Source organism: Evansella clarkii, assembly GCF_002019695.1.
Taxonomy (GTDB): Bacteria; Bacillota; Bacilli; order Bacillales; family Salisediminibacteriaceae; genus Evansella; species Evansella clarkii.
The window spans coordinates 2,802,362-2,814,757 of record NZ_KV917376.1 but is presented as its reverse complement, the minus strand read 5'-3'; the positions used below and the strand labels follow the sequence as shown (position 1 = coordinate 2,814,757).

13 protein-coding genes are annotated in these 12,396 nt (G+C 42.5%); 3 read left to right on the top strand and 10 right to left on the bottom strand.

Going from position 1 to position 12,396, the window contains the following annotated elements:
• Positions 1-584: 584 nt before the first annotated feature.
• Both rpmF and BK582_RS13065 read right to left on the bottom strand, forming a co-directional pair.
• On the bottom strand, positions 585-758 hold the full coding sequence (rpmF, locus tag BK582_RS13070) for a 50S ribosomal protein L32 (RefSeq protein ID WP_078595460.1): 174 nt from the start codon (positions 756-758) through the stop codon (positions 585-587).
• Positions 759-806: 48 nt separating this feature from the next.
• Complete coding sequence (locus tag BK582_RS13065) at positions 807-1,313, bottom strand: YceD family protein (RefSeq protein WP_078595459.1); 507 nt, start codon at positions 1,311-1,313, stop codon at positions 807-809.
• Between the two features lie 373 nt (positions 1,314-1,686).
• Between BK582_RS13065 and BK582_RS13060 the strand changes: the two genes are divergently transcribed.
• Complete coding sequence (locus tag BK582_RS13060) at positions 1,687-2,925, top strand: nucleotidyltransferase (RefSeq protein ID WP_169910999.1); 1,239 nt, start codon at positions 1,687-1,689, stop codon at positions 2,923-2,925.
• A 150-nt stretch (positions 2,926-3,075) separates the two neighbouring features.
• Here BK582_RS13060 and BK582_RS13055 read toward each other — a convergent pair whose 3' ends face one another.
• Positions 3,076-4,134 (bottom strand): SepM family pheromone-processing serine protease, encoded by a 1,059-nt coding sequence (locus tag BK582_RS13055; protein WP_078595457.1) that lies wholly within the window; start codon positions 4,132-4,134, stop codon positions 3,076-3,078.
• A gap of 1 nt (position 4,135) precedes the next feature.
• A complete protein-coding gene (locus BK582_RS13050) occupies positions 4,136-4,915 on the bottom strand; it encodes a patatin-like phospholipase family protein (protein ID WP_236939164.1) in 780 nt (259 codons plus the stop codon).
• A gap of 109 nt (positions 4,916-5,024) precedes the next feature.
• Here BK582_RS13050 and ylbJ point away from each other — a divergent pair, with 109 nt between their 5' ends.
• A complete protein-coding gene (gene ylbJ / locus BK582_RS13045; RefSeq protein ID WP_078598000.1) occupies positions 5,025-6,245 on the top strand; it encodes a sporulation integral membrane protein YlbJ in 1,221 nt (406 codons plus the stop codon).
• A gap of 81 nt (positions 6,246-6,326) precedes the next feature.
• Here ylbJ and coaD read toward each other — a convergent pair whose 3' ends face one another.
• Together coaD and rsmD are read right to left on the bottom strand one after the other, a co-directional pair.
• Complete coding sequence (coaD, locus tag BK582_RS13040; RefSeq protein WP_078595456.1) at positions 6,327-6,809, bottom strand: pantetheine-phosphate adenylyltransferase; 483 nt, start codon at positions 6,807-6,809, stop codon at positions 6,327-6,329.
• A 21-nt stretch (positions 6,810-6,830) separates the two neighbouring features.
• Positions 6,831-7,388, bottom strand: a complete 558-nt coding sequence (gene rsmD / locus BK582_RS13035; protein WP_078595455.1) for a 16S rRNA (guanine(966)-N(2))-methyltransferase RsmD — start codon at positions 7,386-7,388, stop codon at positions 6,831-6,833.
• 393 nt (positions 7,389-7,781) lie between these two features.
• Here rsmD and BK582_RS26515 point away from each other — a divergent pair, with 393 nt between their 5' ends.
• Complete coding sequence (locus BK582_RS26515; RefSeq protein ID WP_218190725.1) at positions 7,782-8,096, top strand: hypothetical protein; 315 nt, start codon at positions 7,782-7,784, stop codon at positions 8,094-8,096.
• 200 nt (positions 8,097-8,296) lie between these two features.
• On the opposite strand, the gene BK582_RS13025 is transcribed toward BK582_RS26515, so the two are convergent.
• The 4 genes from BK582_RS13025 to BK582_RS13010 all read right to left on the bottom strand — a co-directional run bounded on the left by BK582_RS13025 (position 8,297) and on the right by BK582_RS13010 (position 12,321).
• A complete protein-coding gene (locus tag BK582_RS13025; protein ID WP_078595453.1) occupies positions 8,297-8,572 on the bottom strand; it encodes a YlbG family protein in 276 nt (91 codons plus the stop codon).
• Positions 8,573-8,649: 77 nt separating this feature from the next.
• Positions 8,650-9,090, bottom strand: coding sequence for a YlbF/YmcA family competence regulator (locus BK582_RS13020; RefSeq protein ID WP_177344644.1), 441 nt, complete (start codon positions 9,088-9,090; stop codon positions 8,650-8,652).
• A 46-nt stretch (positions 9,091-9,136) separates the two neighbouring features.
• On the bottom strand, positions 9,137-10,678 hold the full coding sequence (locus tag BK582_RS13015) for a hypothetical protein (RefSeq protein ID WP_139368249.1): 1,542 nt from the start codon (positions 10,676-10,678) through the stop codon (positions 9,137-9,139).
• The gene (locus BK582_RS13010) at positions 10,660-12,321 is read right to left on the bottom strand and encodes a DNA repair helicase XPB (protein WP_078595451.1); all 1,662 of its coding nucleotides are present in this window, start codon (positions 12,319-12,321) and stop codon (positions 10,660-10,662) included. Before BK582_RS13010 ends, BK582_RS13015 begins: the two co-directional genes overlap by 19 nt.
• Positions 12,322-12,396 lie beyond the last annotated feature (75 nt).

Here is a 12,396-nt window from a genome sequence, read left to right as displayed (position 1 = left end):
TTCTGTTCCTCCTATTGTGCTGTTTCCTGAAGCTTGTAAACTCCAGTTAGATTTGTGTTAGCAGGAAATTATGTAACTAATTTCTTTAATACATGAAGTCTTTTATTTTGATTTTAACACATGAGGTTATGATTTTTCTTAAAACTGAGGGTTCTTGTTTCTTCAGCTGGTGGTATGCCTGTAATGTATGAGCACTTTCTGGTCCAGCGGGTACTTTTGCGTTATTAGTCTATAATTTTTCTGAAATGGGTACGCAAGACGCTCTTGCGTTACCGCTTGCACCTAATTTTCTCTCAAGCGGGCATGCGAGATGCTCTCGCGTTACCGCTTTGCGCATAATTTTTCCCGAGCGGGTATGCGAGAACTTCTCGCGTTACCGCTTGCACCTAATTTTCTCTCGAGCGGGTATGCGAGACGCCCTTGCGTTACCGCTTGCACCTAATTTTCTCTCAAGCGGGTACGCGAGACGCTCTCGCGTTACCGCTTGCACCTAATTTTCTCTCGAGCGGATATGCGAGACGCTATTGCAGGTAAAGATAAGTACAAAAAAACAGGAAAGCCATAAGCTTTCCTGTCTGTGTAAATTATTTGTTTACAACATCTTCGCCCTTGTATGATCCGCATTCTTTACATACACGGTGTGAAAGTTTCATTTCACCACAATTAGGACATTTTACCATACCAGGTACACGAAGTTTAAAGTGTGTACGGCGCATTCTTTTCTTAGTCTTACTTGTTTTTCTAAAAGGTACTGCCACGAGTCCCACCTCCTTGGAGATCATTCACATGCTGAAGTTTCAAACATGTTATTTCTTATCAAAGAACTTTTCCAGTTCTTTCAGTCGAGGATCAATTTTTTGAGATTCCTCTTCTTTTGTTTGCAACTCCCATCCTTTACCAGAGGCAGGAGCTGGACCTTCTTCTGCGTCACTGAATACACGCATTGGTTTTTCTAGCAAAATTCTTTCTTTTACGTAAGGCAGCAAATCAACCTGATTATCTTTCAATTCGTGAACTTCCTCTTCTTCATCGAAGGTGGCCCAATCATTCAACTTGAAAATTTCAGTTGCTTCAATATCAAAAGGGTACTCCACATCGTTTAACGTTCTTGCACAGGGGAGGATCATCTTGCCTTCGATTACAAGCTGAAAAGTAATCGAGTTATTGGTAAAATAAGCTTCGCCTGTTACGTTAACCGGAGCAATATCACGAATTTCACGGTCTATTTCTTTAATACTGCCGACATCAACAGTTTCATTGATGTTTAAACCTTTTTCTTTATAGGCCAACAATTGCTGAATCGACCATTTCATAGGTTTTCACCTCAAGACAACAAATGTAATTATATATTTTGATTTTTCTTTTGTCAAGGTAAATTCTTTACAAGAGTACCAGTAAATATTATTCAAACGGACATCTGTATTTTTTCATCTCATACGCGCCTTTCAGACTGTTGGAAAAGCATGGCGCAACTAATAGAATAACATATGAAGACCTCCATAGACAACACTTGCCTTTTTACAGGAAAACTGAAGTCCATCCAGGTATGAAAATATGCTGCTTCTGTATAGAATGGTCAAAGGAAGATATTTTAATACAAGCAGGTACGCGGCTGTGTTACATTTAGTGTATGAATACTTCGGAAAATTTTTCCCCATTCTCACCCACCGGCAAAGGAGTGATTTCATGAATAATGTTCTCGGGGTAGTTGTGGAATACAACCCCTTTCATAATGGCCATCTGTTCCATCTTCAGCAATCTGTGAAGAAAACGGACGCACATATAACTATCGCTGTGATGAGCGGATCGTTCCTGCAGCGGGGTGAACCTGCATTAACCGATAAATGGACCCGTACAAGAATGGCACTAAAAGGCGGAGCAGACCTGGTGATTGAACTTCCTTATATATATTCGGTCCAGAAGGCCGAAATATTTTCAGATGGCGCTGTAGCAATCCTAAACAGCCTGGGAGCAAACCGGATTTGTTTTGGCAGTGAAGACGGGTCCGTTGAGCCCTTTTACAATGCTGTAAACAAAATTAATGAACATAAAGCTGAGCTGGACCAGCTGATGAAAGCTCACCTGAAACAGGGGATGAGTTACCCTAAAGCATTTTCTACAGCTTTCCATACCCTTTTTAAGGAAGAAGAAATCGTAGATCTCAGCAAACCAAACAACATACTAGGATACCATTACATAAAAGCAATCAGTAAGCTCGGGGCAGAAATTATTCCTGAAACAGTCCACAGGCTGCAGGCACAGTACCATGATTCCTCCCTTCCTGAAAACCCTATTGCCAGCGCAACTGCAATAAGGGGCAGTTTGTTTGATAAAGACGGAGATCTGCAGGGAATTAAGAGCTATATACCAGACGCCACTTTCCGTGAACTGGCGGATTTCAAAAATAACTTCGGCACTTTTGCTCACTGGGATTTGTATTTTCCATATCTCCAGTACAAAATTCTGTCAGAACCTCCCGAACGTCTCGCCGGATTATATGACTGTAGTGAGGGCCTTGAACACCGATTAAAAAAAGCAGTGTCAGAAACCGGGAGCTTCACGGAATTTATGGAAGCAATAAAGACAAAAAGGTATACCTGGACCCGGCTGCAGCGGCTACTCGTACATCTCCTTTTAAATACGGAGCAGGAGTTTATGGAACAGTATTGTGAACCCCTTAATCCCCCTTACATCAGGGTGCTGGGAATGACAGGTGAAGGAAGACGCCACCTTTCTTCTGTAAAAAAAAATCTGCCTGTCCCTCTCGTCTCAAGAGCGGCAGAGATGAATCATCCTGTGCTGGAAAAAGATATTTTAGCCGCAAGAATACATTCCCTCCCCTTTCATCCTAAGGGGGGCTTACAAAAAGAGTATAAAGCTGTCCCTGTACAGTTTGATAAGAAGACAGAAACCTTTCTTACTTAGTGCCAGTTCCGTTTATGGCGGAATGAGGATCCGATGTGCAAATAGACACATGTGCTATAAAACAGGGAGATAAAATTGAAACAATAAACAAAACGCCTGGATAATTAAATCCGGGCGTTTTATTTATAAGAGCCTCTTTTATATAATGGTTTACTGGCTTCCTGCCAATGGAAGATTTTCAAGGAATTCAAGTGCTTCTTCAAAAGTATCTATCGGGACTATTTCCATTTCTGTTCCGATGCTTTCCGCGGTTTCCAGGGCAGTTTCATAGTTGGACTGCTCAATCCCCTGTTCGCTTGGTGCAAAGAAGAAATCAGCACCTGCATTGTCAGAAGCGATAACCTTCTGGTTCACCCCGCCGATCCTTCCTACATTTCCTTCCAGATCTATAGAGCCGGTACCTGCAATATCATAGCCTTTCGTAATATCTTCTTCCAGAAGCTGGTTATAAATTTCCAGAGAAAACATCAGTCCTGCAGAGGGCCCCCCGATAGTATCCGTGTCAATCGAAATCTCAGGGTCCTTTATTAATTCACTGTCTGTTACCGGGTAGGAAATACCAACTCCGCCCCGTTCTCCTTCAGGGTCGAGGTCTTCAGGGAATGGCATGACTTCCAGATCAACTTCAAGCGTTTCATCCCCTCTTTCCACTGTCATGCTTACTGTATCGCCAATTTCATATTCAGAAAGAACATTTAGCAGGGATTCAGCTTCCAGCACTTCTTCTCCTGCAACTTCAATAATTCTGTCTCCTGCTTCCAGTTTCTCTTCTGCGTCCATAGCTGGAACGAGGCCTGTTACGATCACACCGTAATTTTCAAAATAAGCTGTCTCTCCGGCATGGTTATATGCTACATATACGGCTACTTCCTGAGAACTGGACATAAGCATCATTTGCCGGTGGTGATATTCATCATCGGTTTCACCTTCTGGCCTGATTTGATTTTCAGGAATCAGTTCACGCTCATCACTAACGAGAGCCCAGACATAATTAACAACGTTTGCCGGTCCCATTCTTACAGTAGTTAACATAAAGGAACCTTCATAGTCGTGCCTTTCCTCTACATCAATTACCTCGGAGAGCACTTTAGCATCACCGGGTACGGTAAAGTAATACGGAAGCTGATAAAAATTTATTGCTAATATTATTACAATTAATATAATCCATTTCAATGCGCTGCGGTTACCGCGCCGTCTGTCTTCGTACATTCTAGGACTCCTTCCACTCTTCGATCTTCCTGCAGATAAATTCTGTGTGTTTTAATGTCTCTTTCTCTCCATTTTGAATGATATCCTTTACATTTGTAAACTGAGTCGACTTAATATGGGATAAAATTGGCCTGATCATTACATCTGATTCAATTTCACGATATCTTATCATTTCTTTTTCCATAATGTCCATACTCTGCATAATGACATCATATATGGAAGTGATCTGTGGTTCCATGTCAAAATACGATACGTCCACAGCAATGATAATATCTGCACCCATTTCTTTTACAACTGAAACTGGAACTCTGTCCGCTACACCGCCGTCAACATATATTCTTCGGTTAATCTCCTGGGGAATTACTATTCCCGGTATGGCGATACTTGCCCTCACTGCAAGAGATATGTCTCCGCTTGTAAAAACAGCTCTCTCTCCCTTCATCAAATCTGTTGCGACAACCGCGGTTTTTGGATCCAGCTGTTCCAGAGTCCTGTTGTTTACAAGTGTTCCAATCACCTGCCTGATCTTGTCACCCTTAATAAATCCCATTTTAGGCACGGTAAAATCAAGAAAAAACTTTCTCCGAAACTGCAGAGCCATTTTTTCCAGTATATCAGGAGTATACCCCGCCGCATATAAAACACCGACTAACGCCCCCATACTGCTGCCGGCAATATAATCCACTTTGATCCCGGCATTTTTCAATGCTTTTAATACCCCTATATGGGCAAATCCCCGGGAGCCCCCTGAACCGAGAGCCAAGCCGATTTTAGGTCCCACCTGTCCCCACTCCTTTTTAAAAAGCCATATTGCATGGTCTAAAGTCTCTATAACTACGTATATTTGACTAAGGACAAGTTTATGATTTATTTGGAAATGGGGTATGTGAATGAAAGTGAGTGCCTCACTGCTTAAGACTATCATGTACAGCGGCACAAGCATCTTTCTGGCACTGTCATTTATGGCCTTCCCGAAAGAAGCATACGAAGCATCCATCAATGGGCTGTCAATGTGGTGGGATGTGGTTTTCCCCTCGTTGCTGCCTTTCTTTATTATATCTGAATTTCTCATTCGATTTGGTGTTGTTTCCTTTATCGGGGCTTTTTTTGAACCTGTGATGAGACCGCTGTTTCGTGTCCCTGGCGCAGGAGGATTCGTATGGGCTATGGGGCTTGCCTCAGGTTTCCCTGCTGGCGCAAAGCTTACTGCACGGCTTCGGCAGGAAGGAAAAATAACTGCGATTGAAGGAGAGAGACTTGTCTCTTTCACTAATGCTTCCAATCCGCTGTTTATTTTCGGAGCTATTGCTGTAGGCTTTTTTCATGATGCTGCCCTTGGAATAGTGTTAGCAGCGGCTCATTATGGAGGAAATATAATCGTTGGCCTGGCTATGAGGTTTTATGGGGATAATTCGCAGAACAGAAACGAAGAAAAATCCCATTTCTCCCTTTCTTACGCTCTAAAGCTTATGCATGAAGAACGCCTGAAAGATGAACGCCCATTCGGAAAAATGATGGGAGACGCGGTACATTCCTCTATACAGACATTGCTGATGATCGGTGGTTTTATTATTCTATTCTCTGTACTTCACAGAATTCTCGAGGTAGTACACATATCCAGCATTTTAAGCTTCGGCATATTTATAATTCTGAGCTTTGCCCAGCTGCCTCCTGAACTAAGTACAGGCCTCTTATCAGGACTTTTCGAAATCACTCTCGGAAGCCAGATGATCAGTAATACAAACAGTGCGTTGCTCCTTCAGCAGGCTGTTGTGGTCAGCTTTATTCTCGCTTTTAACGGATTTAGTGTCCAGGCCCAGGTGGCAAGCATCATTGCGGAAACAGATATCAGATTTAAACCTTTTTTCCTGGCAAGATGCTTCCATGGTTTCACAGCCTCCCTTTTAACATTTATATTATTTGACTTTTTATATCACGAACCTGCATTTTCTGGCGATCATCTGCCTGTATTAAGCACGACAGCCGGGATTGAACGTTTCTTTGTCCTGCATTATCACTGGCTTCTCCAGTGGGGGAGTGTCATTACCTTAACAGCTCTTGCCTTATGGTGTATAAGCTTCCTGTACAGACTACCCGCTGCGAAAAAATGAATAATGCAGCGCGGCCGGATTCCTGTTATCCATACTTGGAAATATACAAAAAGGCCGGGAAACCCCGGCCTTTTTACATGCTTATTTTATGTACTTTTTCTTCAATGCTTCTTCTACTGCATCGGGTACAAGATCACCGACCGGAGCATCGTATTTCGCAATTTCTTTTACAATGCTCGAACTTAAATAAGAATATTTATTATTCGTCATCATAAAGAACGTTTCCACATTTTCATCGAGTTTCCTGTTAATTGAGGCCATTTGCAGTTCATATTCGAAATCGGATACTGCACGCAAACCTTTAATTATAGCGCTTGCATTTTTCTCTTTTACATAATCAATAAGAAGCCCGTTAAAATTGTCCACTTCCACGTTTGGGATGTCTCTTGTAGTTTCCCTGAGCAGCTCAATACGTTCTTCAACAGTAAAAAGAGGCTGCTTGCTTCTGTTATTAAGTACTGCTACGATTACTTTATCAAATACTTTGGAACCTCGTTTTATGATGTCCAGATGACCAAGTGTAACCGGGTCAAAACTTCCGGGACAGACTGCAATGCTCGCCATAGAAAATGCCCTCCTTATTTCTTAAACTTCATTCCTGTAGATGGATATTACTGTATCGCCATATCGTTCTTCTCTTGTTAGAGACAATGTTTCGTATGAGTCTTCAAGAGCCACCTGTACTGAGTGCTCCACGACGATGGTGCCGTTTTTGCTGCTGAGATTGTTCTTCCCGATAAACTCCAGCTCTTCCGGGAGTTTGTGCTTCAGATAAGGAGGATCGAGAAAAATAAGATCAAACTGGATTTCCCTTTTCACAAGAGCTTTCAGTGCCCTGGAAGCTTCGTTCCTGAAGACACTCGCTTCCCCGGATGGTATCCCGCAGGCTTTCAGATTAGAGTAAATTGTTTCCACTGCTTTCTTATCCCGGTCCACAATCACTGCTTCATCCATGCCTCTGCTTAATGCCTCAATGGCAAGACCCCCGCTGCCTCCATACAGATCAAGAACTGTTCCTCCCTCGAAATAAGGTCCTGCCATATTGAAGATAGCCTCTTTTACTTTATCTGTTGTTGGCCTTGTTGACTGGCCAGGAACTGCTTTTATATGCAGACCTTTATATTTTCCGCTTATTACCCTCATTTGTTTTCACCCTGGTAATTTTTTTGCTTTTCGCCCTTAATATCCTACCATAAAAAAAGAAAAACGTGAAATTATAGAAGGGAAAAGGAAAAATGATTTGAAGATTCTTACTGTTTCGCAGGAGGTATAATCTCACATAACTGGTCCATAATAAAGGTAGCAACAATATTTGTTGCTGACAACCGCGGAGAAGACTTACGTTTCCCCATAAGTTCTTCCTCCGGTTTCTCCTCTCCCATAGCCTTGGCAGAAACGAATAAGGGAACCCTTCGTACCCTTTTTCAGCTGCTGTAAGGCAGCCCGCAGACATGAGTGCTGCGGGATTTTTTTTGGTAACCGATTGAATTTCATATATAGGCTTTGAATAAAAAAAAGACGATCATTACTTTTGGATTGCAGCTTAAGACGGTGACTGTCTCTTCCTTTGCTCCTGCGGTTACTCGTCGCAAAAAGAGTTTTGCTCCTGCGGTTACTCGTCGCAAAAAGAGTTTTGCTCCTGCGGTTACTCGTCGCAAAAAGAGTTTTGCTCCTGCGGTTACTCGTCGCAAAAAGAGTTTTGCTCCTGCGGTTACTCGTCGCAAAAAGAGTTTTGCTCCTGCGGTTACTCGTCGCAAAAAGAGTTTTGCTCCTGCGGTTACTCGTCGCAAAAAGAGTTTTGCTCCTGCGGTTACTCGTCGCAAAAAGAGTTTTGCCAGCTTAGCTCCGTAGAATATCCGTCGAGACAACTCGATGCATTTGCGGTGAAGAAGATGCTCGTTCCTGCGGGAATAGCATGAAAAGCTGAAAAACCATTTTTGACGGCGTTCTGCCGGAAAAAATTAGTTGAAGCCGTGCCCGCAGAACGCGTCCGCCTGAGGTGGAAATCGATTCACCAGAAACAGAAAAAAGCTTCCAACAGAGTTGAAAGCTTAAATTCCCATTTTGTAATCAAATTCTTTTTCTTTTTCAGGTACAGAGTTCTGGTACTCTGTTTTTATCCATGGTCTCATAGATATGGAAACTTCTTTTACGAAATGAAGGGAACGGAGTTTTTCCATCGTTTGCTCTGACCGATCTTCATCACAATACATTACTACATATTTCATCTTTTTTGAGACATAATGTATATTTCCATATTTTCTGAGCTGTTTGACTTGTTTTAAAGACTGTATCCACACAGCTAAGCCAACCCGGTTTGCAACCATTGGTATGTCCCCTTTAATTTTCTTAATATTCAATAATACTAGCATAATTTAGAAGTTTTTACAAACTCCCGCCTGTATTAGCTGCAACCGCAGCTGCCTCCGCTGCCGCAGCCGCCTCCACAGCCTCCCTGATCAAAGAAAGGATTACCAGATGGTACTTTAATGTTTGGAGAGACAGCATCTGCAATAATCATACTAACCTCGCCCAGGAGCTGCTCCAGTTCCTTCTCCGCTTTTTTAAAATCAGCGATGGATGGGTGGGTGTCCAGCTGTCTTTTTGCTTCCCTGACATCCTTAGTAACGGTTTTGAAATCAGGATGGTATTTTCCGAATCTCTGAACTTCATCGTATTTTTCCTTCAGATGCCGGAAATTTCCGATCATCTCCTGAGCCTCTTTATCCTGCTCAAGCTGCTGCTTTGCTTTCATATATATATGGAATACTTCAGAAGAAGTAATTATCTCGCCAAAGGAATAAGTTTCCTCAAGTATATCTGCATTTGTCATTGATGTGATCACACCATCACCTCCACAATTGCATTATAACATGAATTTACAGCAATCACTAATTACTCCTGAGGTTTTCTCCAGTTTCTTCACTTCCTGGATGTGTAATAGCCAGCCGCTGTATATGGGCCAGAGAAAGACTCCTTCCGCTGTATGTTTCAATCCCGGCTTCTTCCGTCTGGTACTTTAATGTTTTTACTTCCTCGACAATCTGCGAACCATCGCTTAATTCGATAATGACCGGAAGTTTTAACGCCTGGCTTTGGCGGATCATCCTCGCTTTCATATTCTCACGGTAACTTGTGAGTTTGAAAGAGGCTTCCGGAATCCGTCTGGCTCCCTTCCACTCGTCAAGCTGAACATCTTCATATTTGCCTGCTGTAAAGGGTTTTTCCAGCTCTTTTCGCTCTGCAGCCTCTTCTATTCTGTCGCAGGTAAAGGAGATGTCTTCCTGTTCCAGATATTCCTCCCATACTGCTGCTTTTTCTGCGGCGATAAAAATACCTTCCTCAGCTTGAATAACGAACTCCTTGCCCACATTCATAACTGCCTTTTTCATGAGCGTATTCCTCATAGAGGAAGAATTTATTTTAAAATAAACAAATGAACCTTTATTTACTACTGATGCGTTCTTTTTAGCCAGTCTCTCCAGTTCGTCCAGTACAGCCTTGTCATAAGCAAAACTACTGAGGATCTCATTCCAGAATGGGGATGGGTCCGTAAACACCCTCTCACCTTCCTTTATACTGCTCTCGGTAAACTTTATATGCAGCATCTGGCCTGTACTTACCAAATCGCTGAAGGTTAGAAGTATAAATAAATGTGATGGTTCTGTATTTAGTGGGAACAGCCATTCATTGTCAGGCAGAGGAATCCCCTTAACAGAACTGTCGAAATAATTCCGGAACATGTGCAGTGCTGCCTCAGGCATAACAGATGTGAAAAAAGGAAGCTCTGTTAACTCCCCGCACGATCTGAATAGGGAGGCCGGTGCTTCGTTCCCATACAGCAAAGGCTTTACATTCATATCTTTTTTTACAGCCTTTTCCCGCAGGTAAATTCCTGCAAAGTGCTCAGCAATACTATCAGGTCCAAACCGTAAATATTGAATCAGCTTACCGGGGTCTCTGCTGATCTCTTTCAACTCTTCAGAAAAAACGCTGTCAAATTCATTAAAAATAAGCCCTCTGTTATTATCGGGACTTCGTTTATGTTCCGATCCGATACGGCGGCTGACAAAAAGCAGGAAGTTAAACAAAAAGGAAGTAATATCAAAGTAAACAGTATTTGCGGAAGGCTTTTCCCAACTGAAAAATTGGTTAAAAATATAATGGTCCAGTTCCCTTGGTATACAATAATACTCCGCTCCCTCTGTTTTCAGCAGGTAAATACATTCTGATTGTATAAGCCGGCACAATGCCTGATGATATCTGTAAGGGCCGTGTACAGCACTTCCTGTTTTATCAACAATTTTTCTATCCAAGTCCGGCAGCGTTGCCAGCCATCTTAATACTTTTCTTTCATAGTCAGGTATGTTCCCCCATTTTTCTTCAGCTGCATAAGCGCTCTCTATGTTATTACTCAGCTCAGCATAGAACATTGGCTCCATTCCTCCTTTTCATAGATATATCCCTGCTCTGCCATAAAAAGCTGCCGGTGACTGGCGACATCTTCTTCCTGAGTGGAAGGGGTAACCAGGGAATAGAAAACTACAGGTTCCTGGTCTTTCTTAGGACGAAGCAGCCGTCCAATTCGCTGGGCTTCTTCCTGCCTGGATCCATAAGTTCCTGACACCTGTATAGCAATCTGTGCATCCGGGAGATCCACAGCCAGGTTCGCTACACGGCTGAGAACAAGTGCCTGAACTTCACCATGTCTGAACCTGGTATACAGCTGATCTCTCTCAGCCTGCTTCATCTGCCCTGTTAACAGCGGGAGTTGAAATTGCTCGGCAATTCGCCGCAGCTGAGCGATATACTGCCCGATAATAAGGAGCTGACTATTTCTGTGTTTCTTTATTAACTGTTCAAGGACAGCCAATTTCCGCTCATTTTCGCTGGCATAGCGGAACCGTTCCCGTTTCTTCAGTTTCAAATAGTTCTCCCATTGCTCTTCTGAAAAAGGTACTTTAATTTCCCTGCATACAGGTTGTGCTATCCAGCCGTTATTTTCCAGTTCCTTCATGCTGATTTCAAACTTTTTTGGCCCTACAAGACTGTAAATATCTCTTTCCTTACCATCTTCTCTCACAAAAGTCGCAGTTAATCCCACCCGCCTTTTCCCCTGAAGATTTGAAACAATACGAAACAAAGGAGCAGGAAGTAAATGTACTTCATCATAAATGACCAGGCCCCAGTTTCTTTCATAAAAAAGCTGGAAGTGGGGAAATTTACCAGTCCGTGGATTTCGGTAAGTCAGCATCTGATACGTAGTAATCGTAACTGGCTTATCTTCTTTCCTTTCACTTGTATAAATTCCAACTTCCTTGTCAGTTAACGTAGTCTTTTCAAGAAGTTCCCTTCTCCACTGCCGGAGCGCTGTTTCATTCGGCACTATAATCAACGTGGCTTCTTTCACTTTTTCCATAATACCCAGACCAGTTACTGTCTTTCCCGAGCCACACGGAAGGATGATAAACCCATTACCTCCATTATTTCTCAGAAATGCCTCTGCTGCTTCCGTCTGATACGGACGCAAGTTAATCTCCTCCTGAAATTTAAACTTCAGCCGTTCTCCTTTATCTATCCCAAGATGATCAGCTACAGGGTAACCTTCTTCCATTAGGATTCTTTTTAATTCTCCTCTTTCCTCAGAAGAAACAGTCAAAGCTTCGCCTGACTCACATGTAAAAACTTCACTCTTTCTTTCCGGAAATAGTTTTTCGAGAAGCTCATCTTTAGCCGATACAAGGCATGGGCCTCGCTTTGAAAGACTCTTCATACTCAGAACCCCCGCCCTCTCACCCCACTGGCCAAGCAGCTGAATGATTTTTTCTGGAATTTCTCCTTGCGAAAAAGCCGCCAGAAAGTTGGTTATTTCAGTAATTGTTATTCCAAGTTCTAAAGCGTACCAGACAGAAAATGAAGAGAGTTTATATATATGAAGCCCTTCAGGGGTTTTAATTAATTGTGAGAACTGACTGAGAAAAGGCTGAACGATTCTGCTTTCAGGGTGGCTGGGCCTCAGAAAAATTATTCCGTTATCCTGTATAGTTAATGGCTTTCCGTATTCAGTATTATGCATGTGAATCCCCTCCTTATCTGTTAATTTCTCAATTCAGAAGGAAGGATATTCATTTATTTGCAGAGTCTGTTATTT

Excerpts from the sequence above, each read along its gene's own strand:
- BK582_RS13065 (WP_078595459.1), bottom strand. The coding sequence starts at position 1,313 with ATGAAATGGTCGATTCAGCAATTGTTGGCCTATAAAGAAAAAGGTTTA.
- BK582_RS13060 (WP_169910999.1), top strand. The coding sequence starts at position 1,687 with ATGAATAATGTTCTCGGGGTAGTTGTGGAATACAACCCCTTTCATAAT.
- BK582_RS13055 (WP_078595457.1), bottom strand. The coding sequence starts at position 4,134 with ATGTACGAAGACAGACGGCGCGGTAACCGCAGCGCATTGAAATGGATT.
- ylbJ (WP_078598000.1), top strand. The coding sequence starts at position 5,025 with ATGAAAGTGAGTGCCTCACTGCTTAAGACTATCATGTACAGCGGCACA.
- coaD (WP_078595456.1), bottom strand. The coding sequence starts at position 6,809 with ATGGCGAGCATTGCAGTCTGTCCCGGAAGTTTTGACCCGGTTACACTT.
- rsmD (WP_078595455.1), bottom strand. The coding sequence starts at position 7,388 with ATGAGGGTAATAAGCGGAAAATATAAAGGTCTGCATATAAAAGCAGTT.
- BK582_RS13025 (WP_078595453.1), bottom strand. The coding sequence starts at position 8,572 with ATGGTTGCAAACCGGGTTGGCTTAGCTGTGTGGATACAGTCTTTAAAA.
- BK582_RS13015 (WP_139368249.1), bottom strand. The coding sequence starts at position 10,678 with ATGTTCTATGCTGAGCTGAGTAATAACATAGAGAGCGCTTATGCAGCT.
- BK582_RS13010 (WP_078595451.1), bottom strand. The coding sequence starts at position 12,321 with ATGCATAATACTGAATACGGAAAGCCATTAACTATACAGGATAACGGA.